Annotated in this window: 22 protein-coding genes; 6 read left to right on the top strand and 16 right to left on the bottom strand. The window is 35.0% G+C overall.

All coding sequences use genetic code 11. The annotated features are described in order from the left end of the window. Positions 1 to 4: 4 nt before the first annotated feature. Both QQS35_RS22205 and QQS35_RS22200 read right to left on the bottom strand, forming a co-directional pair. Positions 5 to 1,471, bottom strand: coding sequence for an ABC transporter permease (locus QQS35_RS22205; RefSeq protein WP_285934451.1), 1,467 nt, complete (start codon positions 1,469 to 1,471; stop codon positions 5 to 7). Positions 1,472 to 2,002: 531 nt separating this feature from the next. Then, positions 2,003 to 2,437 (bottom strand): MaoC/PaaZ C-terminal domain-containing protein, encoded by a 435-nt coding sequence (locus QQS35_RS22200; RefSeq protein WP_285934450.1) that lies wholly within the window; start codon positions 2,435 to 2,437, stop codon positions 2,003 to 2,005. Positions 2,438 to 3,338: 901 nt separating this feature from the next. Here QQS35_RS22200 and QQS35_RS22195 point away from each other — a divergent pair. From QQS35_RS22195 to QQS35_RS22180, 4 genes are all read left to right on the top strand, one after another. Beyond that, positions 3,339 to 3,503: a hypothetical protein gene (locus QQS35_RS22195; RefSeq protein ID WP_285934449.1), complete on the top strand. Its 165-nt coding sequence runs from the start codon at positions 3,339 to 3,341 to the stop codon at positions 3,501 to 3,503. Positions 3,504 to 3,592: 89 nt separating this feature from the next. After that, positions 3,593 to 4,030 carry a MarR family winged helix-turn-helix transcriptional regulator gene (locus QQS35_RS22190; RefSeq protein WP_285934448.1) on the top strand — a complete coding sequence of 146 codons (438 nt, stop codon included), beginning with the start codon at positions 3,593 to 3,595 and terminating at the stop codon, positions 4,028 to 4,030. A 102-nt stretch (positions 4,031 to 4,132) separates the two neighbouring features. Next, a complete protein-coding gene (locus tag QQS35_RS22185; RefSeq protein WP_285934447.1) occupies positions 4,133 to 4,609 on the top strand; it encodes a glutathione peroxidase in 477 nt (158 codons plus the stop codon). Between the two features lie 186 nt (positions 4,610 to 4,795). Beyond that, positions 4,796 to 5,209 (top strand): NUDIX hydrolase, encoded by a 414-nt coding sequence (locus QQS35_RS22180; protein WP_285934446.1) that lies wholly within the window; start codon positions 4,796 to 4,798, stop codon positions 5,207 to 5,209. Positions 5,210 to 5,235: 26 nt separating this feature from the next. Here QQS35_RS22180 and QQS35_RS22175 read toward each other — a convergent pair whose 3' ends face one another. From QQS35_RS22175 to QQS35_RS22145, 7 genes are all read right to left on the bottom strand, one after another. Beyond that, positions 5,236 to 6,012, bottom strand: a complete 777-nt coding sequence (locus QQS35_RS22175) for a YibE/F family protein (RefSeq protein WP_285934445.1) — start codon at positions 6,010 to 6,012, stop codon at positions 5,236 to 5,238. Further along, positions 6,009 to 7,148, bottom strand: a complete 1,140-nt coding sequence (locus QQS35_RS22170; RefSeq protein WP_407934000.1) for a YibE/F family protein — start codon at positions 7,146 to 7,148, stop codon at positions 6,009 to 6,011. Before QQS35_RS22170 ends, QQS35_RS22175 begins: the two co-directional genes overlap by 4 nt. A gap of 227 nt (positions 7,149 to 7,375) precedes the next feature. After that, positions 7,376 to 8,842, bottom strand: a complete 1,467-nt coding sequence (locus QQS35_RS22165) for a glycoside hydrolase family 32 protein (protein ID WP_285934444.1) — start codon at positions 8,840 to 8,842, stop codon at positions 7,376 to 7,378. After that, on the bottom strand, positions 8,835 to 9,818 hold the full coding sequence (locus tag QQS35_RS22160; RefSeq protein ID WP_285934443.1) for an aminoimidazole riboside kinase: 984 nt from the start codon (positions 9,816 to 9,818) through the stop codon (positions 8,835 to 8,837). The genes QQS35_RS22165 and QQS35_RS22160 overlap by 8 nt, the downstream gene beginning before the upstream one ends. Positions 9,819 to 9,922: 104 nt before the next feature. Further along, positions 9,923 to 11,326: a sucrose-specific PTS transporter subunit IIBC gene (locus tag QQS35_RS22155; RefSeq protein ID WP_285934442.1), complete on the bottom strand. Its 1,404-nt coding sequence runs from the start codon at positions 11,324 to 11,326 to the stop codon at positions 9,923 to 9,925. Positions 11,327 to 11,526: 200 nt separating this feature from the next. Continuing rightward, entirely contained in the window at positions 11,527 to 12,516 is a 990-nt protein-coding gene (locus tag QQS35_RS22150) for a LacI family DNA-binding transcriptional regulator (RefSeq protein ID WP_285934441.1), read from the bottom strand. A gap of 367 nt (positions 12,517 to 12,883) precedes the next feature. Further along, complete coding sequence (locus QQS35_RS22145; protein WP_285934440.1) at positions 12,884 to 13,498, bottom strand: acetate uptake transporter; 615 nt, start codon at positions 13,496 to 13,498, stop codon at positions 12,884 to 12,886. A gap of 287 nt (positions 13,499 to 13,785) precedes the next feature. On the opposite strand from QQS35_RS22145, the gene QQS35_RS22140 reads away from it, so the two are divergent. Further along, positions 13,786 to 14,451, top strand: a complete 666-nt coding sequence (locus QQS35_RS22140) for an HAD family hydrolase (RefSeq protein WP_285934439.1) — start codon at positions 13,786 to 13,788, stop codon at positions 14,449 to 14,451. Between the two features lie 82 nt (positions 14,452 to 14,533). On the opposite strand, the gene QQS35_RS22135 is transcribed toward QQS35_RS22140, so the two are convergent. Next, on the bottom strand, positions 14,534 to 15,796 hold the full coding sequence (locus QQS35_RS22135) for a DUF2254 domain-containing protein (RefSeq protein ID WP_285934571.1): 1,263 nt from the start codon (positions 15,794 to 15,796) through the stop codon (positions 14,534 to 14,536). Positions 15,797 to 16,473: 677 nt separating this feature from the next. Between QQS35_RS22135 and QQS35_RS22130 the strand changes: the two genes are divergently transcribed. Then, a complete protein-coding gene (locus QQS35_RS22130; RefSeq protein ID WP_285934436.1) occupies positions 16,474 to 17,454 on the top strand; it encodes an NAD(P)H-quinone oxidoreductase in 981 nt (326 codons plus the stop codon). Between the two features lie 278 nt (positions 17,455 to 17,732). Here the strand turns inward: QQS35_RS22130 and QQS35_RS22125 are convergent, their stop codons facing one another. The 6 genes from QQS35_RS22125 to trxB form a co-directional block, all read right to left on the bottom strand. Then, complete coding sequence (locus QQS35_RS22125; RefSeq protein ID WP_285934435.1) at positions 17,733 to 18,482, bottom strand: MerR family transcriptional regulator; 750 nt, start codon at positions 18,480 to 18,482, stop codon at positions 17,733 to 17,735. 233 nt (positions 18,483 to 18,715) lie between these two features. Then, positions 18,716 to 19,345, bottom strand: coding sequence for an NUDIX hydrolase (locus QQS35_RS22120; RefSeq protein WP_285934434.1), 630 nt, complete (start codon positions 19,343 to 19,345; stop codon positions 18,716 to 18,718). A 109-nt stretch (positions 19,346 to 19,454) separates the two neighbouring features. Continuing rightward, positions 19,455 to 20,465, bottom strand: a complete 1,011-nt coding sequence (locus QQS35_RS22115) for a DUF3231 family protein (RefSeq protein WP_285934432.1) — start codon at positions 20,463 to 20,465, stop codon at positions 19,455 to 19,457. A gap of 202 nt (positions 20,466 to 20,667) precedes the next feature. After that, positions 20,668 to 20,844, bottom strand: coding sequence for a hypothetical protein (locus QQS35_RS22110; RefSeq protein ID WP_285934431.1), 177 nt, complete (start codon positions 20,842 to 20,844; stop codon positions 20,668 to 20,670). A gap of 17 nt (positions 20,845 to 20,861) precedes the next feature. Next, on the bottom strand, positions 20,862 to 22,817 hold the full coding sequence (locus QQS35_RS22105; RefSeq protein WP_285934430.1) for an aconitate hydratase: 1,956 nt from the start codon (positions 22,815 to 22,817) through the stop codon (positions 20,862 to 20,864). A gap of 226 nt (positions 22,818 to 23,043) precedes the next feature. Then, positions 23,044 to 23,997, bottom strand: a complete 954-nt coding sequence (gene trxB / locus QQS35_RS22100) for a thioredoxin-disulfide reductase (protein WP_285934429.1) — start codon at positions 23,995 to 23,997, stop codon at positions 23,044 to 23,046. Between the last annotated feature and the right edge of the window lie 8 nt (positions 23,998 to 24,005).

Genomic DNA, 24,005 nt, shown 5'->3' with positions numbered 1-24,005 from the left:
TCTATTACATCATTATCTTTTTAGGGTTTAATCGAACAATGTAGATTAATGGAATAATCGTTGATACAAGAATAGTTAAGAGTCCCACTAAATAGAATATTCCTACATATCCTGGATCAAGCTCAACTTTATATGATTCTAATACATCGTCTGTAGTTACATCTGTTTGCAATTCACTATAGTACATTTCTTCTTCAGAATTTTGTTTTTCAGCTTCTGCATCAATCATTGTGTCAGATACACTTTGAGCGAGTAAGTTACCACTAAACAAGGATAAGCTAATCCCAATTACTGCAACAATCATCACTTCAATAACAATTTGACCTACAACCCGGCTACGACGTTCGCCTAAAGATAAATAAATACCTAATTCACGCTTACGGTCTCTTAAGAACAACAATACTACTAAACCAATAATCAATATTGTTGCAATCACAGCTACTAGTAATACATAACCAGATAGTTTTGACATCGATTCTACTGGCGCGGCGATACTATCATATTGATCACTTGCATTAGTAACCTTATAATATTGTGGCAATAGCGGTTGTACTTCTTCTTCAAAAGCTTCCGTATCTTCAGGTTTATTCAATACGAATAATGGTGTATAGTAATCTGTAATTTCCTCTTCCCCCATGGCTGCAGCCATCTCTTCGTCCACTTTCATATATTCTTCCATGTTATATCGCATTTCACTAGACACAACTTCGTTAGCCACATAAATTGTGTTTTGATATTCGATATCCATAAAATCATACATGCCTTCTTCAGACTCTTCGGCATCATTCTTTACCGCTTTAGGTTCAAATAATCCAATGACTTCTAGGACAAGATCACGAGAAGTAACTAATTTGTCCTCACCATTAGATTCATCAAAACTATATACCTCATTTATTAATGTAAAGTTATCACCTACATGAAGGTTATTTAATTCAGCTAACTTTTTCGAGATTACCGCAACTGGGGCACCGTTTTCCACCTCTTCTGGTGTAAATACACGACCGTCAACTAATTTTCCTTTTTCCTCTTCTAAATCAATGATCGGTGCATGATTAATCCCTTTTAGCATGAAATCCATACTAGGCCCCTCATACATGACCTCTTCTTCTTCCATTCCTTCTCCCTGGTAACTCTTAATTGTCTCTGATCCTAAATACGTAGACGTGCTAAAGTCATAATATTTAACATACGAGAGCTCACCAATCTGCTTAATTAATTCGAGATCTAGTTCTTCAATTTCTAATTCCATCATTTCTGATTCGTCCATCTTTTCTATTGCTTCATAATCAAGTTCAACCGTTGCAGCTGTTCCTAATTTTTCTTTTATTGTTGTTTCAACATTACCTGTTGCTTGTTGTATAGAAATAGCACCAGATATCAAGTTTCCTAAAATAAAAATAACTGCCAATAAAATTATTGACTTACCTTTCTTTCTAGTAATACTTAAAATTGCCCGCTTAAAAAAATTCATTACTTTCCCCCTCAATATAAATAAATGTTTATTATTCGTTATAGCTGATTGTTGTCCTTTTCAATTAGACATATCATTTCTATCAATCTACTCTAACTCAGATACTATTATTAGCCGTTTACGTTTATTCATGAATGTTTAGATACAGAATAATTTTGAACACGACAACTAATTCTATAATTCTACAAATCTAACTTATTATAGTATCAAACAAATGGAATTATCAACCAATATTTTCAATTTTTTTCAATAGTTTTACATTACTTTTTTATTCCTCAATAAAATTACATAATTGTCACATACTCTACCTCCATCCACAAAGGCTTTCTTTTGTTTTTAATCAAATCTTATTGTTCACAACAAACGACTAATTTTTGGCCTCGAGGGGTAAGGCGCTGTAGCTAGACGTGGCACACGCAATAGTCAGTTATCCACAGGACACTAAATCAATAATTTCCTAGTGCAAATAAAAAGACATGAACAAAACCTAAGTTTCATTCATGTCTTTATACTATATGGTGAACTCACCTTTTAGACCTTTGCTTTTAATAACACATCAATCTCAAATGTTGTGACCGATTCATTCCGTTGATTCCCAATTTCAAAACGAAAAGTGGCTCTTCCCCTACCACCTCGTGATGAAGGTTGTATGTTTTTCACTTCAACTTCACCAATAAGTGTATCGTTAGGATAAACCGGTTTAAGCCAGCGAATTTTATCGACTCCTGTCCCCGCAATAATTTCATCCCCAAGGATGCCGGCTTCAATCCACTTCGCCCAAACTAACCCTATCGTTTGATATCCAGATGCAATAATACCTTTAAACATCCCCTTTTTTGCATACTCAGGATCCATATGAATTCGCTGTGGATCATATTTTTTTGCAAAATTAATAACATCTTCTTCTACTACCTTAACTGGCTCTAATTTAAATTGCTGACCAACTTCCAATTCTTCTATGTACATTTGTTTTACCCCTTTACATCTCAAAAAATTATGGCTGTCGTATATATTGTTGTTTTTTTATGTTCAGACTTGATGTAAAGTACACACTAAGTATTCTTTACATTTGTAAAATTCTTTTCTGTTGCAATGGTGATTGAGTTGTAATACTTCGTTCCGGCAGAATTCTCCGCTTTCCACGGGCACGGCTTCAGCTAACTCAGAAGAAAATCGCTTCTGAGTGGATCTTCAGCTCGTGAGACTGCGATTACTCGCCCCACTCTAAAACATTCGCTGTTCCCGTAGGACAAGGAAAGCTACTTGAATCCACATCGCACGATGAAAATCGATTTATATTTTCGAGGAGTCTACGTATTCTGTCTTCACTTTTAACAGTTCTCCTAATGTATTTATAGATAGCTATTAATATTTACTGTACTATTTTCACTCGAAAGACAAGTTTACCTAGCGAAGGAAAAATGCGACACTCTTAGGGGAAGAGCAGCTTCCGAAGACCCCACAGGGTAAGGAAAGCTCCTGTGAAATGACATCGCACGCAGAAAAAGTGTTGTTCTTTTTCAAGGAAGCGTTCTTTGTGACCGAGGAGGCTAAGGTGCTGCCCCCGGAAAGGGAGTGTTTTTCCGTAGCGCTGAATTAACCACTCATCTTAAATAGAATGCAAGGAAGTTACGATATAGTTAATGCGTACTTTATATTAAGAACATCAAACAACAATCTTTTAGACAAGCGCCAAAATATTTTAGCAAATACTCATATTCCCATTTACTACCATATCGATACAACTTTTAAAAATTCTATTTAAATCGTTCATTTTTATATTACTGCAACCTTTACTTTTTTTCTAACATTTAAATCATCAAATTAGAAACAATAAACAGTGCATAGTTTTGTGGAGGTGAAATTAGTGGCAGAGCGTGAACAAATGTATCGAACAGGTCAAGGAGTTCCAATAAATGGTGAATATGTTTGTCAGTCTGGTGAAAGAAGAAAGTTCACTGAAAAAGACGAATTTCCATCTTATCCAGTAAGTGGACAAGAAACAACATGGCACTGGGAAAATCAGCAATAAAACAAGGGTCAGTACCCTTGTTTTTTTGCACTATTTTATATTCTCTGTGATAAAATTTAAATTAATTACAGTTTTTAAGGAGATTTAACGTGAATCAAAACCTTTTAGATCATCAATTATGTTTAGAAGTATATAAAGCAGCGAGTAGCTTTTCCAAGATGTATGCAGATGTATTAAAACCCCACGGATTAACATTTCCACAATACTTAGTATTACTGGCAATCTTTGAACAAGACGAAATTCTTACGAAAGATGTTGGAGAGAAACTCAATATGGGAATTGGAACACTGAACCCTATTATTAATCGGTTAATTAAAAACGGCTGGCTTATCAAGCAACAATCAGATAAGGATAAACGTGCCTATCTCCTTTCACTCACAGATAAGGCAAATGAACAAAAGGAAACAATACTTTTAGCTATTAAAAATAATATGCAAGTGTGTGGATTAGTAACTGAAGAGACGCTTGAGTTATTAAATAACCTAAAACAAATTAATCATGCATTTGAGGCGTTAGGCTATAAATAAGGGGTATAGGAACTAGAAGATGTTTTTCTAGCGTAAGATTATAGATATGATATACTATTTATATCGCGCACGATATAAAATCTGATTGGGAGTGTTTTTTTGATGAGCATTTATGATATTACAGTAAATAAGCCTAACGGAAACTCGTATCCGCTTAGTGAATACGAAGGTAAAGTCATGCTAATTGTAAACACAGCAACCAAATGTGGATTAAGTGGTCAATTTGACGGCCTAGAGGAAATCTATCAAAACTATAAAGACAAAGGGTTAGTCGTGTTAGGATTTCCAAGTAATCAATTCGCTAATCAAGAACCAGGTACTTCAGAAGAAGCTGAGGAAACTTGTAGAATCAATTTCGGTGTAACTTTTCCCATTCACGAAAAGATTACTGTTAACGGTAAAAATACACATGAATTGTTCCAGCATTTAAAAAACAACACAAAAGGATTCTTGAGTAAAGAAATAAAATGGAATTTCACTAAATTTCTTGTAGACCAAAATGGAGAGGTAATTGATCGTTTCGGTCCTCAAGTTGAACCAGCTAAGATTGAAGAAAAAATCCGCAAGATCTTAGCTTAAAATTATATTTTTTTACGCTATAATAATGAAGAGTTACAGATTATTTAATGTGAGATATACCAATTTGAATATATTGAATCATAAGAGAAGTGCCGTTCACTTAGCCAGGCACTTCTCTTCTTATCGTTCAAATATGTATGATTCTATTTTGAGGCACAAAACATCATATACAAGGAGGGATGCCTAATGGAGATTTGGGATTTGTATGATTTTAATCGCAATAAATTAGACAAGACCCATGTAAGAGGGATTCCTTTACCTAAAAATTGTTATCACTTTGTCGTACTTGTATGGATACAGAATGATCAAGATGAGCTATTACTCTCAAAGAGACACCCTGACAAGCACTTCGGAAATCTTTGGGAATGCACAGGAGGCTCTGTTATAACTGGTGAAACTAGTATAGAAGGTGCACTTCGTGAAACAAAAGAAGAGCTTGGCTTACACCTAAATACAGATTATGGAAAATTGTTACATAGCTTCACACGAGAAGAAGTCATTGATGCCAAATGGGTAACAAAAGATATTTATCAACAAATGCTAGACGATAAGCGAATCGTGCCTACACTACATCACTTTTATGAGATAAATAAGGAATAATTTATACGCATTACCCTGATAGAGCCCTATTTTGACATCTCTTCCTTTTCTCTAGTTCTTACTAAAAAGTATGCTGTAATCGAAGAGGTGAGTGGAATAATCATAGCTATCCCAATTCCTGCACATAGAATCGTTATCATCTCTTCACTAAATACTTTTGAATTAACGATTTCTCCAAAAGAATAAGCTAAATCTTTAAACCAGATGAGCAGTGCAAGGTAGCCTCCAAAAAAGGCGAAAAATAATGTATTCGTATTGGTTCCCAAGATGTCTCTCCCGATGTTTATTCCGGATTCAAAAAGCTCTTTCCTACTTATTGATGGATTATGAATTAATATTTCACGCATAGGGGATGCAATTGAAATAGCAATATCTGTAATCGCACCAATCGTACTCATAATAATCATCGCAGCACCAATTTTGACAAAGTCTACGCCAATATAAAAAGAAAATATGTAAAGCTCCCCTATTTCCTCTTCACTAAACCCTTGAATCATTGCTGTTTCTGTGATAATCACAATAAAAAAAAGTAAGGTAACAATCGTAATAACCGTAGAAAGGAATGCAGTTTTAGTTGTGATGTTTACACCATTTATATAAAAAAGTGTGATACAACTTATTGCAGTACTTGCAATGATTGTTAAAATAATCGGGTCAGCATTTGGATCTAACATAATAAATATCGTTAGAAAGAGTACAGCAAAGTTTAAGAAGATAGCAATAAAAGAACGTGCACCCTTTTTCCCACCAACAAGTGTCATCAATAAAAATAAAATGCCAGCAAGCCACACTAACACATTCATGATCTCGCCCTCTTTCGATTAACAAAAAATAAAGCAGTATAAAGACCTATCGGAATTGCCAATACAATGCCTATACCACCAGCTAAAGCTCGTGCTAGTTCTAATGAAAGATTTAACGAAAATGTGTACGATAATGGCGAACCATTTTTTAAATATAAAATAAGTGTTGGTATCGAACCACTAACGTAAGCAAAAAACAAAATATTGGTCATTGTCCCCATAATATCTTTTCCAATTTCCATACCAGAGGTCTTAAGTGCTTTAGCAGGTATATCATTATTCTTTTCATACAAGCTAAAGATTGAAGAAGACATCGTTATTGCCACATCCATTACAGCCCCTAACGAACCAATTAATAACCCTGCCATAAAAACCACTTGTGGAGGGCGGGTTAGAAATCCCATCTCCTCATATCGTAGACCTTGTTCAGAAGTGATAACCATAACAAGATAAGTGATTAACAAGGAGAAAAAGGTTCCCAACAAGGTTGCCACTATTGCTGCATATGTTTTTTCATTAAAACCGTTAACGAGTAGCAATGAAATAACAGTAAATAAAATGACACTTATCCCACAAATCCATAACAAACTAATGTTGGAAGTATGTAAATAAATATCTAACGCATAAGATATTAAAACGACATTCACTATCAAACTTATAATAGAAAATAGCCCCTGCTTTTTCCCAACAATCAATAAAGTAAAAATAAAAATCCAAGCAACAATCAAAACATATTTATCTCGTTTTACATCTGTAATTGTTCCAGTCAATTCTCTGTTTTCTCCTATATTTGTATCAATCGAAATAAATAATTCATTACCGACTTGATATTCTTGGTCATAAGCACCTGATAAGGAGTATTCATTCATTAAGTGGACAATTTCGCCTTTTTCTTCTCCATTTTTTAATTCAGCGATAATACGTTGTGTGTATAGAGAATCCTCATTATTATTCCCATCCATTATTTCCGTTGTATCTTCTAGATTAGTTTCAATCACTTCAACGATTGGGCGCTCATAGAAGGAATAATTATTATGCACAAAAAAAACAGAACCAGCAAAACAAATTGCTAATAAGAGAGAAGACAGAATCTGTATGTACGTCATATTTTTAAATTTTCTAAAGATCGCCTTCAAAAAAGAACCCCCTATTTCCCGGATGAACTCAGTGTTTGTAAGTGAACCCATTGGTTGGTTTTGTTTATCATTCAAAGCCGATTACTCTAAGTCAGTAATCCATCTCCACTTCCGCCGGTACTTCTGATAATAATGGACTTAGAATAACAATAATCTTTTGAAACCGTCAAGTAAACGTTGATATTGTTAAACAAAAAACAGGCCCATTCAAGAAACGGACCTGTTTTTCATTTATTCATAACGTTGCTAAGTTTCCACTTATATACATCGACAATTGTTTTGCCTTTTGATTGAAAAGAAATCGTATCGTTCTCTTGGTCGTCAAAAATTCGAGAAGTAAATACTTCTTCCCCATCATTGATAAAAATTTCAATGGAAGAAGTATCAAGAAATATGCGTAACCTGCTCAATTTATTAAGATGGCAATGTCTTGTTTCTAATTCCTCACCATTAATACTTTTTCTTTCTAAAGTAAATACCTTGTTTTCTTGATCAAAAGTTATTCTTGTGGTCTTCCCTAGAAAAACGGAAAAGTATTTATTGGTGTGTTCTTTCACTTCCACAACTAGTTCAAGAGATTTCCCGCTTATTTTTTGCAACTCTAGTTGATTATCTTCCATAGTTACATGACGATATTCGATAAGTTCTGTACGTAAGTTAACAAGCTCATCAACTGGTTGTTGATAAAGTTTATCACCTCTTAATAGTAATTGACGAGGAATTGTCATCGCATGAATCCAGTAAGATTCAATGGTTGGATGATCTTGTTCATTTTCTTCTGGAACACCCATCCAGCCAAAAACTAACCTTCTTCCTTTTTCATCAAGCGTTGTTTGTGGTGCATAAAAGTCAAAGCCTCGATCTAACTCTTTAAAAGCACCATGCTCATAGTAAGCTTCTTGATAGTCTAATTTCCCAACAAAATAACCAGATTGATAAATATTGTTATAACGATAACCGTCAGGCTCTATCCCTTGAGGTGAAAACAGCAATATATCTTTATTCTGAAGAGAAAATAAATCTGGACATTCCCACATATAACCAAATTCTTGTTCATCCGATATCAAACTAAGATATTGCCAGTTGCACAAGTCAGTCGACCTATAAAGCACTACAGTCCCTGTTTCTTTTTCTGTTTGGGCACCGATTACCATATACCATTTATCATCTTGTTTCCAAACCTTTGGATCACGGAAATGAGCAGTGTATCCACTGGGGAGTTCGATAACTGGACCCTTTTTCACAAAATCGACTCCATCTTCAGATATAGCTAAACATTGATATGTCTCTCGATTACCAGCTTCATCACGTACATTTCCTGTGTAAAAGAGATAAAGCTGATCGTCATGAACGACTGCACTTCCTGAGTAGCAACCATTTTTATCAAAAGAACTACTCGGTGCTAAGGCAATCTGTTCCTCTTTCCATCTAACTAAGTCTCGAGAAGAGAAGTGTCCCCAAAATTTCGCACCATGCTCGGTAGCAAATGGATTCCATTGATAAAACAAGTGATATAACCCTTTATAATAAACAAAACCATTTGGGTCATTTAGCAAACCAACAGGTGGCATCAAGTGGTAATGCAATCGGTATGGATCCTGATTCACTATATCTTTGTATTGTTTTATGGCATCATATGCACCAATTCTTATTTCTTTATCATATTTAGTATGAATACCATCAATTTCATTCATTGTACGTAACTCCTTGATGTAATGATGTAATATTATGAAGATTCTTTTCGACTGTTGTTAGATCCGGCAATGCAGACATAGCCCCTTTAACTGATGCCGCTAGACCACCTGCAACACTAGAAAACCGAGCAATTTCTTCTGCTTCCTTTAAGGTGATAGAATAAACATCACTATCCCGTTCATGAAGACAGTAAAGAACACTAGACATAAAAGCATCTCCAGCGCCTGTAGTATCAATCGTCTTAACCTTCATTGCATCTATTTTTGAAGATCCTTGATTTGTTATAACCCAACACCCTTTTGAACCGACTGTAACAAAAATTAATGGAACATTATATTCCCTTATTTTTTTCAGCCCTTTCTGTACATCCTCTTCTCTTGTAATAAAATTCAATTCTTCTTCCGATATTTTTAAGACGTCAGCCTTAGGAATCATCGAAATAATCGTTTCATGCGCCACCTCTTCGTTTGGCCACAAGCTTAATCGTAAATTAGGATCATAAGATACAATCATTCCATTTGTTTTGGCTTCATCAACTGCTTTAATGGTTGCTGTCTTAATCGGGTTATCGATTAAAGAAATCGAGCCGATATGAAGCAATTTATTATTTAGAAATATCTTTTTATCAATCTCTTCATCTTCTAAAAACCGGTCTGCGCTCGGATTGATATAAAATTCAAAACTGCGATCTCCATTTTGATCATTTGTAACAAATACAACACCAGTTCTCACGTCTTCTGTAACGAACATTGATTTAGTATCAACCCCAAAATTGTGTAGTGTTTCTTTTAAAAATACACCTAACACATCGTTACCTACTTTTCCTACAAAACTAGATTTCAATCCAAGTCTAGCCAAACCAACCGCTACATTTGCTGGGGCACCACCGGGACTTTTATAAAAATAATTATTCGTTTCATCCGTAGGAATAAAATCAATCAGAGCTTCTCCAAGACTTATTACTCCATTTTTCATGTGGATTCCCCTTTCAATTATTTTACTTTTCATTAGTTAAAAGGCAATAACACCTGAATTTCACAACTGCTACTGCCACATTGATACGAATCATTATACAAATTCTACGCTGATACATCTTCTTTCTCTTTATCAGAGTATCCGAACAACCATGTAAGCGCAAAAGCTACAGAAATTGCAATAATATTAACTACCAAATAAAGAAGAATCTGACCATTTAAATAAAGTAGTGACCCAGGAATAACCGTGATAGACATACCAGATGCTTCAAGATTAAAAATAGATGCAAAGAATCCACCTACAGCTCCTCCAATAATTCCCATGAAGAACGGTTTTACATAGCGCAAGTTGACACCAAAAATAGCTGGCTCTGTAATACCCAAAAAAGCTGACAAAGATGATGGTAAAGCTAGTGCTTTTAATTTTGCAGATTTTGTTTTAAGTCCTACTGCAAGAGCAGCACCACCTTGAGCTGCAATAGATGCAGTAATAATTGCATTAAAAGGATTGCTCCCAAAGTTTTCTAATAACTGAATCTCTAATAAATTAAATATATGATGAACGCCTGTAACAACAATTACTTGGTGGAATAAGCCGATTAATAGTCCACCTAAACCAATTGGTAATCCTAAAACAGCCAATGTACCTTCTAAGATAAATTCCTCTACAATGTGGAAAATTGGACCAATTACAAACAAAGCAACCGTAATCATTATTAACAATGTCAGAAATGGAGTAATAATAAGATCCAATGCTTCTGGTACTCTTTTACGAATAACTCTTTCTAACTTTGCTCCGAGAATACCTGCAAAAAAAGCTGGTAAGACAGAACCTTGATAACCTACAACAGGAATAAAGTTCAAGAAATAAAGTGGTTCTACTCCCCCGCCAGCAACTCCCCATGCATTAGGAAGTGATGGGCTGACTAACATTAACCCTAATATAAGACCTATAATTGGAGTCCCACCAAATACTCTAAAAGCAGACCAAGCAATTAATGCTGGGAGAAAAATAAATGCTGTATCGGTTAAAATTTCTGTAAATAAAAGAAAATTTTCCGATATATCTCCTGGCACTAAGCCAAATAAAGCAAGTACTTTTTCTTGCATTACTAATCCACGAAGTCCCATAAATAAACCTGTTGCGACTAGTACCGGAATAATTGGAACAAACACATCACCAAGGGATCTAATTGCTCGTTGGAAAGCGTTGCCACTTTTACCCGCTTGCTTAGACTGATCAGCCTTCGTAGAACCATTAATGCCTAACTTTTCTACTTCTTCAAAAATTCGATTTACTGTACCAGTACCTAAAATAATTTGAAATTGACCAGAATTAAAAAATGCACCTTTTACCTTATCAATCTTCTCTACTTTTGGCTGATCAATTTTTTCTTTATCATTAACCATAATACGAAGTCTCGTCGCACAGTGGGCAACGGATGAAATATTCTCTTCCCCCCCAATAGCATCAATGATTTCTTTTGCAATTTTACGATTTTCTGACATTTGATTCACTCTCCCTTATTTTTATGGAATCGATTCCATATTAGTTACAAAATAATTATGTTCTTTATAACATATCGCCTTTGGTGGAATCGATTCCACATTGTTTATAATATATTTTTCTCTTTAGTAAATCTATAAAAACTTTATGTGTAATCGTTCCTAAAACACCCGAAAGTTTATGGAATCGATTACACACAAAATCATACACTATCTCTTTCTAAAAGTCTATAATTTAAAGTAATTTTTTCTATTACTTTATTATTTTTTTCAATTTGTCTTAAGATAAGCTTAGCGGCTTCTTTTCCAGCTTTTTCATTTTCATAATCAACTGTTGTTAATGGAGGGGTGATATAATTAGATAATTCAGATGCACCAACTCCAGCAATTGCCATGTCACTTGGAATTGCATAACTATGCTCATTAAGCCACCTTATAGCCCCTATTGCGAGACGATCGGTCACGGCAAACACAGCTGTAGGTGTTTGATTGGAGTTTTGAATGATTCTAGACATAGCTTCATAACCAGACTGAATATTAAAAACACCTTGCTCCACCCAAGCTTCCTCAACGGATAGACCTTTTTCTTCCATCTGATCAAAAAAACCTTTTTTCCTCCACATACCAACCGCTAGGTCAGATTCGTCAACACCAATAAAACCAATTTGTTGATGCCCTTTGTTTATAAATAAGGAGGTTATGTCTTTGGCAGCTTGATAATCATCGTAAAGGATATTAGAAACATCAGAGATTTCTTGGCCAATTGCAACAAAAGGAATATCTAATTGTTTTATCTTTTCCACCAACAAATCATTTACATTTGTTGCTGCAAGTATAATCCCATCAACTTGCCTCACTTTTAGTAATTGTAAAAACTCAATTTCTTTTTGTTTTTCATGATTGGTATTAGCCAATAAAATTTGATATCCTGCTTCAGATAATTCATCATCCATACCCGCAACTAGTCGCCCGGAGGTTTCTGTTTTTATCGTAGGGAGAATCACACCGATTACTTTTGTTTTTTTTGTTCTTAATGATTTTGCTTGTTGGCTTGGCACATAACCAGTTTCTTCAATTACTTTAATAATTCTTTTTCTAACTTCTTCACTAACGTATCCAGAGTTATTTAAAACACGGGAAACCGTTGTACGTGACACGTTAGCCATTGATGCTATTTCTTTAATTGTTGCCACTCTTATCACTCCTAGTAGCTTTGGATAGTTTAATTATACATCACTATTTGTTTATTATATTATTGCCAAGTTTTTTCACAAGAAAAAGCTACTATTTATACCGTTTTTCTTAGCTATGTTTCTCGAAAATATTTCATCGATAAAACCATTTTAAAGATAGTAATGCTGGTTGAAAAGTCCAAACCTATTTAAAAGGTCACTATATCTTAACATATATATCCAATACTTTTTATTAATCCCGCTGAAAACGAAACGTTAAATCCTATCATGGTTTTTTAAAACGACAATTATCCTAAAAAAGCAAGTGCAAAAGGCAAGCAGCTTTTTAATAGCCACTTGCCTTTTAATTTACAACCCATTTTCTTAATTACTTAAAAATCCCAAATGGTTTTCCGAGAGGGAGAACTACCTTTCCGAAATGTGTATTTAACACGATAGCCCCTGAACCATAAAAAGACAATAAGGCAATACACAACTCTGCCACTGCTGCCACCATATGAGTTACTTCATACATAACATTGAATGAACTTAACGACAACCCTATAAATAGAAAGTCAATAAAGACAAATATAAAAAATAATACTTTGTGTGTTTCCATAGCTCCAATTGTCATAAATATACAAAAAATTAAATATCCTATAAATGCAAAACCAAGTTGCTTAGGATCTCCATTTGTAGCTAGATTTTCACCAAAAAAGCCTAATTGAATTAGCCAAGTTGTGCCCACACCGAACCAAAATAGTCCAAATGCTCCAAATGCCGTTGTCCCAAAGATGTTATTATGCTTAGAATCTAGAACTGCGGCAATTAATTGTGCTATTCCTCCTAAGAAAAAAGCCCATGGTATTACATACGAAAGGCCTTCAGTTAAACCCAATTTTTGAGATGATGCTACTAACGTTACAATTGCGAGACCGAACAGGCCTAACGCTGACGGATCTGCAGTTGTTATTTTGATTTCTGTTTGATTCTGAGTCTCCATTATTTCCTCCTTAAAATGAAACATACTTAAATAATTTATAGGATAAATGAAGTGGTGTCAATCACAATTTTCGCCATCAAAGAAACCAGATTAAACCAAGCAAAAGTAGTACATTTAACCTAAAGCGTTTTCAAAAATAGAAATCATATACTATATAAATTATGGTTACCAATTAGACGAGAAAAATCCTTCTTTTACTTTTACTTCCTGCCACTAGGGATATCCATTTCATTTACATCCCTTATAATCTAGCTTATAATTACTAGAAAAGTCTGAGGTGATTGGATTTGGCAATTGTAACAGTGGATTTTGACGGAACACTTTATCAAGGAAACTCTTTTAAAGTAATGTTCGAAGTAGGTAAAAAAACATTTAATATGAAGCAATGGGGAGTTCTATTAACTGGATTAGTAAAAGCAATAGCTATAAGTCCAATAAAAGGAAAAAGCGCTTTTAAGCATCATTTTTTTCGAGGATTTGCTAAAACATTCAAAGGAAAAACGAGCATGGAATTAGATTTGTTTTTTCAAGAACTTGTTGATATCGGAAAACAAGATGTACATCATGGGCTTGTAGAAAAAATCCGTGAACATCAAAAAAACGGTGACACGATTATTGTATTGTCTGGTGCACTGTATCCATTTTTAAAAGCTTTTACCAAAGAACTACAATTAAACGTTCATGTAATTAGTACAGAGTTATTATATAATCATAATGGTCTTTGTACAGGTGAAATTGGTCAAATCGTTAACGGTGATGAAAAAGTAAGAAAAGTACAAGAGTGGATAAAGAATAATATAGTCGAAAATCCAACGAATGACATTTGGGCTTATGCTGATAGTGAAAGTGATATACCTCTTCTCCGATATGTGCAACATCCAATTATTGTTAACCCAGACCAAGAAATGAAGAAAATCGCTATCAAAAACAAGTGGCCTATTTTTGCATCTTAATTAGTTTCCCATAATAAGTGACTACTAACAAAGGGTTAATAGTCACTTACATACAACATTGTTTATTTTGTTTCTTTCCCCCTTAGCTTTTGCACACTTTTTTAAGTTCTTCATAAATAGATTCTAAGTGTTTACGATCCAAATCTTGTAAGGAATCCCATTCAATAGCATTTACTATATAATAGTGAAAGTTCCATACTTTCTTTTGAATTTTCCTATCATCACACACAAGTACAATCTTGTATAATACTTCAATTAAGCTGTAATAAATAGACACATCACCTTGAGCATAATGCTTAATCTGATAAAAACTCTTATACAACAAATCTTCATAACGCTGTGTTTGCTTCATGATCCGCAACCTATTCTCATCATCGGTTATATAACTAACTTCTTTGTAAATATGACCTAGTTTAATAAGCATCGATCCAATTCGGTTAATACTATTAATCGCTGTATGTGGATCATTTATAGATGGTGATATAGCTCTTAAAGCAATTTCAACTAATTTTTGAATTAAAAATTCAATATCTTCCAAATCTGTACGTTCGGAACCAATAATAATAAATTGTGTGATACTACCCATTTCGTCTGCATCATCTAAAGCATACAAACTTGCTACCGGTAGACCTTCCATCACGTAATCACCGGCATTCACATGTAAATCAATGACACATTTTTGTCTTTTTGCCCAGTTAACTAAGGATTCCCATTCCACACTTTGTACATAACCTGTTTCTGCAGATAAGTGTACGTGTTTTGTTTGTTGCTTAATTCGGTTAACATCTTCTTTCGCCCATGTTTCATACTCATAAGTTTCTCTTTCAGAAAAGGCATCATTAATTACCCTAGAACTATCATAATAGATCTTTCCAATAAGGTTGTTAACCTGGAGCCACCTAGCAGAATGATGGATAAAATAAATAAAAAATGCTAGACAAATCATAGCAATAACAACCATAAAAAATGGACCAATAACTGCTTCTTCTTTCCCCACAAACACAAGATAAAGTAATGCAAAAATAAAGCCAAAACAAAATACTCCTAGCACGTGATGCGTTGTTTTGCTACGCATAAAGTCCTGAAGTGTTCGTGGTGAAAACTGAGTAGAATATGTAGTGAGCACTACCATAATTACTGAAAAACTAATTGTTGTCATGGTTAAAATCGCAGTAACTAAAGATGCATAAAGATCCTTAGCAACATCTTGGCTTGTAATCAGAAATTTTGGTAAATCATATTCAAAACTTGATATTAGCCACATATCAATAAAATTCATCATCAATACCATCAACATAGCAATAACGCTATATATTGCAGGTACAAACCAAAAACTGTCACGTATTTTAATCCATAGTTTTTTTTGTTTGATTGTTATCCACTCCTCCTATCCCTCTTTTATATATACCCGAAATTCTGAAAAAGACACATATCTGAATATGATTTCGAATCGACTAAACACGAACCATGCTATCATGCTTTTTTTATGCTAATGTAATACCAAATAAAACTATTTGTATTACAAGTTTTTTTGACTATTCACTATTAATATTAAGTCTGCACTAACTGCTATGTTGATTTCCCTACATAGTTCGTTAGATTAGTGATTCGTTCATCACTTCGGAAATACACTACGCTTTCCGTGGGCTCGCGCTGAGCCTCTGTGTATTTCCTTCGTTAGGATAGTTTTCTTTCAAGTGAAAATAATACAATAAATATTAACTAACTTCTATCTCAAAATTGGAGAGCTATAAAAGGGAAGGCAGAATACGAAGACTCCTTATGGGAACAGCGCGAGGTGAAGACCCCGGAAGAAGCGCTCTTTGGGCCTGCGGTTACTCGGCCCACCGAAAGCATTTGCTTCTGAGGAGGCAGAGGTCGTGCCAATGGAAAGCGAAGTATTCTTCCAGAACGGTTCAGAACATTCATTTATTAAAACTTTTAAAAGTAATTACTACGGACATAGTGAAAAGTACATCACTAAAAAAAGAACCACCATTTTCAATTAAAAGGAGTTTTCATATGAGAGCAATTATCGTAAATAAACCAGGTGGAGTCGAACAGTTAAAGATAAGTGAACAACCTACACCCGAAATAGAACCTGGTCAAGTATTAATAAAAGTAAAAGCTGCCGCTATTAACCGTACCGACATTATCAGCCGAAAAGGGCAATCTGGTTACCGCTCTAATCCTATCCTCGGTATTGAAGTATCAGGGATCATTGAAAAATCCGGTCCTGAAACTGCTTTAAAAACTGGTGAAAGAGTGATGGGATTAGTTAATGGGGGAGCGTATGCAGAATATGCAGTCATGCCTGCTAATCGAGTAATGAAAATCCCTGATCATTTATCTTTTGAGGAAGCAGCAGCAATTCCAGAAGTATTTTTAACTGCTTATCAAACTTTATTCTGGCTCGGTAATTTAAAAAAGAATGAGTCTGTACTCATCCATGCTGGAGGCAGTGGCGTTGGCACTGCTGCAATTCAACTCGCTAAACAACTCCGCGATGCACACGTAATTACAACTGCTGGATCGACAGAAAAATTAGATGTTTGTCTATCACTAGGGGCAGATGTAGGCATTAATTATAAAGAACGAGCATTCGAAGAAGAAATAGCAAATATAACAAATTCACGTGGGGTAGATGTAATTCTTGATTTTATTGGTGCCTCATATTACAAGAAAAATTTATCTAGTATCGCTCTAGATGGTCGTTGGATTCTAATTGGATTATTAGGTGGTGCAAAGTTAGAACAAGTTAATTTAATGGAGCTCATGGCAAAACGAATTCACTTAAAAGGTACACTACTTACACCAAGAACAGACGAATACAAGGCTGAACTTACAAGTGATTTCACCAAAAATGCACTGCCATTATTTAACCAAAATAAACTAAAGCCAATCGTTGATAGAGTATTCCCATTGGAGGATGTTCAGCAAGCACATCTCCTCATGGAAAGTAATAAAAATATTGGAAAAATTATATTGAAAGTAGACAAATAAATTAGCGATATAATCTTACCGTTATCAAAAGACTAGCTGAAACGGACTCAGCTAGTCTTCACATAAGCTGTTAAATATGGAAGACTTCCTTAGAAACATAAGTCTATCTTTCATCAACCTATTTTTTGACCGAAGACCTAACGAAGGTTGGCATCTTTTTCGTTGTAATCGCAAGTAATGAGTATAGCTCGCTAGACTAATAGTTTCTCAAAATTTTCCCGGTGCTAAATATATATTACTTTAAAAGCACACTCCCTAAAGAAGTGCGCTTTCCTAAATTATTGTTTATTCCTATCCGCAAAAACTTCCATTGCATTACACATATATACTGCTAACCCTTCTCCAAATTTATCAATATTTTCTGTAAAGCGTTCGTCTGCAACATATATTTGGCCTAATCCTTTAAATGCTTCAAGTGAATAGTGATGACCTGTTTCGTTGTTTAAAAAATCATACCATTCCTTGATCGCTTTTTGAGTTTTATCAGATTCCGGTGCATATTCAAGAAGATTTGCTAAATTACGATAGATCTCATTCATTTTGTTACTTAGTAATTTTTGCTGATTATCAGACAGGGAATCTATTTTGACATTAGAATTATCTACTGCTTTATCTCCCCAACGTTCCCGGGCTTCTTTTTCGTAAGGATTGTAACTAAAGTCAAACCCTTCAAATTTTTCCTTATTGGTCATATTAACCTCTCCATTCACATGTTGTATTGTCTTATTAATCATTTCTATCATCTTATCAAGACGACTACGCTTTTCCACTAACATATTACGGTGAACCTCTAGTGCTTCCTTACGATCAAACGAAGGGTTGTTGATGATTTCTTTTATCTTTTTTAAAGGGAATCCCAGTTCCTTAAAGAACATAATTTGCTGTAACAATTCAAGGTCATCTTCAGAATAAAGGCGGTAACCTGTATTATTTGTTTTAGGTTTCAATAGTCCGATTTCATCATAATGATGCAGTGTGCGCACACTTATTCCAACTATGTCAGCAACTTCTTTTATTTTCATTACCAAGTTGATGACCTCCCTTCATTTGTTACTATAAGGTATTACGTTACGTTATAGTCAAGCATCATTTTAAAACAGTTAATAAATTTTTTTCTTAAAAAAGATGGCCACATGGAGTTTAAACTAGATGTGGCCATCTTTGAATCGATAAAATAATTTATGCCCGTTGTTGTTTCTACTATGTACTTTCAAATACCATATATGCTCGTTAAGAAGTAATATATCTACTTTGAATGACATTAGACATTGAAATCTTCCTGGATTATTTCCGCAAAATGAGAAATAATTTTTGCCGTTAGGCCCCAAATCACTTTTCCTTCATAATTATAAAAATATTCATCTACCTCTAACGTTCGCCAATTATAGTTTTCCCCGCCATCAATAAGATCGAACGGAAAATCGTCATCTGGCTGGATTCCTAACGTAAGCCGATGTTTTTCTGGTTTTGTTTCAAGAAAGTATGTAAGAGGTACGGTGAATATTTCCCCCACTTCTTCTGTGTTAGGCTCTATTGTCTCCGGATTGTCTATTCGCCCTGCAAAGGGATAAACAATCATTCCCATTGGAGAAACAACGTAATCTATTGGAGTAACATCAACTATATTTTTTTTTATAACCCCTAATTCTTCTGACGTTTCTCTAATCGCTGCATCTTTCGCCGTTTTGTCATTTTCATCAATTCTTCCGCCTGGAAAACAAATCTCTCCCGGTTGTCGTCTTAGTTTTTCGGAACGAACCTCGAATAAGATATTGATCTGATTATCTTGTTTAATTAATGGTATAAAGACTGCAAATTTTGAAAAGCTCTGACTACCTAAAATATCAGGTTGTCGTTGTTTTAGCTTATCTATGATTCTTTTCGTATCCACCTATTTCACCTCAAAACTTCTTTAACTTAATTGTATCATTTATTTATATGACTATCGAAAGGTTGAAATGTATATAGGGAAGCAAAGAAAAAAGCCACTAAAGTGACTTCTACTTCTTTTTTGCCAATGCTTCACGGTCATCTACCATAGGTGGTTGCTCCATCCATCCATTTTTTATTAGTAAATTCACGCCATCCTCTGCATATAAGCCAATTTCTCCAATAAGCTTTGTGTATTTCAAAATAATATCCCTTCGCTGTGAAGCTGATAACGCAGCACCATAATATCCTACCGCAACAGCAACCAATCCAACAACATGGAACAACATTAATTTATCAGAAAAAGGAGCTTCTGTTGAGCTTGTTACTTCGTATTGCCAGCTCTTAGGTGAAGGGAGATGATCATCAGCTAAAATAGATGACATTTCTTTTAGCTGTTTTTCACAAATTTTTGTTCCCCTTTGAAAATACTTCCTTACCTCTGTAGATTGAGCAACTTGTCCAAATGCAATCTCCAAAACAACTTTCACCATTGTTTTTACCATGTTATAGTGAATACCACTTATTTCTATTGCATTTAACGGTCTTTTTTTACCGAACCAACCAGTTAAATAATTTTGATTACTAATAAAATCGATATCTTTTGGAGGATTTATAATCGGTGGATGACTAACAAGACCTTTATTTAACATAACATCTAATATACTGTCGTATAGATTTGATGTCTCAGTAATACATTCTGAATAATATTCCCTCTGATCAGCACGAATTGACGTAGTCGTGCACAAAGAATAGCTATTCATTCCGTGTAACGTCATTACTTGCATATAAATTAAAATAAGATCGTCTGAAAATAGTGGAGGTGCATTTAAATTCACATCATCTAAATCAAACCCTTGTGGAATTGGATAGTTTTCTTCTTTTAAAAATCGTTTAATCTTATCGATATGTGATGTAGATAATTTAATTGAGTTTTTTAAAATTGTTTTAATTTCTTTATCATTACATTTTTCTAACAAAAATGTAAGAACACAAATAGCCATACTATCATTTATATATTGTGTCCAAAGATTCGCTATTTCCGGTGATGTTAACCGGTTCTTAGATTGGTTTTTCGTCAAAATAAACACTCCTTTACTATTATATTAGTGTAACTAAGCGTTATATTTTTATACTTAGAAGTGGTTACTAATATCTTTATAAAAAGTTTTTAAAACTTAATCAGGAGAAAATAAGGTAGCCAGTTCAAAAACTTAGCTACCTTTTATTAGGATAATTTCATGAATCATAGGACGTGAATCATAAAATTATATACGTGTTTTTTTAATCTAATATCCGATTATTTTCATCTACATTGATAAGGTTTGAGGGCTCTGGACTATCACCAGGAAAAAAATGACCACTTCCACCACATACTGTACACTTATATTGCCATTCTTCATCGTCAGCAAGCATTCCCGTGCCCTCACATGCTTTACAAACATTTTGTAGGTCTACCATTGTCTTCCCTCCATTTCCTAATTTGCTTGTATCTGGCGGGCTCTTACCCAGTTAATCAAGCCACCTTTTAACATTATTTCTGTTTGTCTTTCTGATAACGCGTGTTGTACATCAATCTTTTTATCCTTCCCTTTTATGCTTATTGTGAACTGATTACCTTGCTGCAATTTATTTTTCAAATCTGTAAGTATAAGCATATCACCATGATCTAAGGTTTCATAATCTACCTCATTTACAAAAGTTAATGGTAAAATACCAAAGTTAACAAGGTTTTGCCAATGAATTCGAGCGAAGTCTTTCACTAAAGCAACACGTAAGCCAAGATATCTTGGTGCAAGTGCAGCGTGTTCACGACTTGATCCTTGTCCATAGTTAAAACCACCAACAACAGCGTGACCTCCGTAATCTCGACTTTTCATACCTTTATCGTAATAATTTTCATCAATAATTTCGAAGGTAAACTTACTGATTTCCGGTAAGTTGCTTCGAAATGGAAGAACACGCGCTCCCCCAGCTAATATTTCATCAGTCGATATGTTATCGCCCATTTTCAGTAAAATGGGAACTTCTAATTCATCCGGTAATTTAGCCATTTCTGGAATCGATGCAATATTTGGACCCTTATATAGCTTCACTTGTTTTGCTTGTTCAACTGGTAACGGTGCATCCAATAAATTCACATCAATCGTTGGCCGCTTTGGTTTTTTTATTTTTGGATAATCGATTCCAAGCGAACGTGGATCCGTAATTACTCCTGTCAATGCAGATGCTGCCGCAGTTTCAGGACTACATAAGAATACACTATCTTCCTTTGTACCAGATCTTCCAGGAAAGTTCCGTGGAGTGGTTCGTAGGCTGTTACGACCGGTAGCGGGAGCTTGTCCCATACCAATACAACCATTACAGCCAGCTTGATGTAATCGTCCGCCAGCCTGCAAGAGACTAGCAATATGTCCTTCTTGGACTAAATCCGTTAACATCTGCCTGGAAGTTGGATTTATATCAAAAGAAAGCCCATCCGCTATCTGTTTCCCTTTGACAATCTCTGCTGCAATCGCAAAATCGTTAAATCCGGGATTTGCTGAGGACCCAACATATGATTGATAGATAGGTTCTCCCTCTATTTCTCTTACTGGAACAACATTCCCAGGACTAGAAGGTTTAGCAACAAGCGGCTCAAGTTCTGAAAGATTAATTTCTTCATCTAAATCATATTTTGCTCTTCTGTCTGACTTCAGCTCTATCCAATCATCTTCACGATTTTGATCCTTTAAAAACCGCTTAATTACATTATCAGAAGGGAAAACAGTACCTGTTGCTCCAAGTTCCGCACCCATATTGGCAATAACATGTCGATCCATCGCAGTTAAATTTTTCAAGCCCGGACCATAATATTCAATCACCCTGCCGACTGCTCCTTTCACATCATAACGGCGGAGTAATTCAAATATAACATCCTTCGCACTGACCCAATCAGGCATTTTACCAGTTAATTTTACGCCCCAAACTTTAGGCATTTTCACATAAAAAGGCTCCCCTGCAATCGCCATGGCAACATCAATACCGCCTGCACCCATCGCTAACATCCCCATACAGCCGTTTGCACACGTATGGCTATCTGAACCTAGTAGTGTTTTTCCTGGCTTAGCTAAACGTTGCATATGAACAGGATGACTTACACCATTACCTGGTCGACTATAATACAATCCAAAACGTTTTGTAGCACTTTGCAAAAACAAATGATCGTCTGGATTTTTACTATCTACCTGAATCAGGTTATGATCCACATATTGTGCAGATGCTTCCGTTTTTGCATAATCTAATCCCATTGCCTCTAACTCCAACATAACCATTGTCCCTGTCGCATCTTGGGTTAATGTTTGATCAATCTTAAGCCCAATTTCTTCACCGGGAGTCATCTCACCTGAAACTAAATGATCTTTTATTAATTTTTGCGTTACATTTAATCCCATTCTTTTACCTCCTCGCATTTGTGCTTACATTTATATTTTGTTTAAATACGAAAAGATATGCTTCCAACAATTAAATTAGCAAAACAAGAAAAAATTGGTTTAATTTACTAAATTTATAGTAAAACACAGGCGAATTCCATTATGGAATTCGCCTGTGTTTTATCATACTATTACTTCTCGCATCTATTCTGATGACAATTAAAAACTTCGCTCTTACTAATACTACTCAGGAACCTAATGTTTCGCTCCAGTCTTGGACAGCACTTCCTTCTATATATCTCTCCACATCTAAAGCTGCCATACAACCTGTACCTGCAGCCGTGATAGCTTGACGATATTTTTTATCTTGTACATCCCCACAAGCAAACACTCCAGGTATATTTGTTTCTGTTGTTCCAGGTACAACCTGAAGATATCCTACTTCATCTGTGTCCAACTGTCCTTTTAGAAACTCTGTATTCGGGTTATGTCCAATCGCTATAAACAGGCCGTCTGTTTCTATCAGTTCTTCTTCACCTGTCTCATTGTCCTTGACGACCAAGCCTCTCACCTTGTTATCTTCACTTTTGACTTCAATAGGTGTTTTATTAAGGCTCCAAGATATTTTTTCGTTTTCATTGGCACGGCTTTGCATAATCTTAGATGCTCGAAGTTCATTTCTACGATGAACAATTTCAACTTCACTTGCAAATTTGCTTAAAAAACTGGCTTCTTCCATTGCGGAATCTCCTCCACCAACAATGACAACTTTTTTACCACGGAAGAAGAAACCATCACACGTTGCACACGTACTTACGCCTTTTCCAACATTTTCTTTTTCACCAGGAATATTTAACATTTTGGCAGAAGCACCTGTGGATATGATTAGTGACTCTGTTTCGATTTCTCCTATCCCATTCACTTGTAATTTATATGGTTTTTTAGAAAGGTCTACATCTGTCACCCAACCATTTTTAAAGACTGCACCGAATTTTTCTGCTTGTTTTCTCATATTATTGATTAGTTCCGGCCCCATAATCCCATCAATAAACCCAGGGAAGTTCTCTACTTCTGTAGTCAAGCTAAGTTGGCCACCTGGCTCGATACCCTCAATAACAATTGGATTCATGTTTGCTCTTGCTAAGTATATAGCAGCTGTTAAGCCTGCTGGTCCCGTTCCTAAAATAACTACTTTTTCCATGATAAAAC

The sequence above is a fragment of the Aquibacillus rhizosphaerae genome (assembly GCF_030282825.1).
Classification (GTDB): Bacteria; Bacillota; Bacilli; order Bacillales; family Amphibacillaceae; genus Aquibacillus_C; species Aquibacillus_C rhizosphaerae.
The sequence above is the reverse complement of the archived record's forward strand: the minus strand, read 5'-3'. Positions and strand labels throughout refer to the sequence as shown.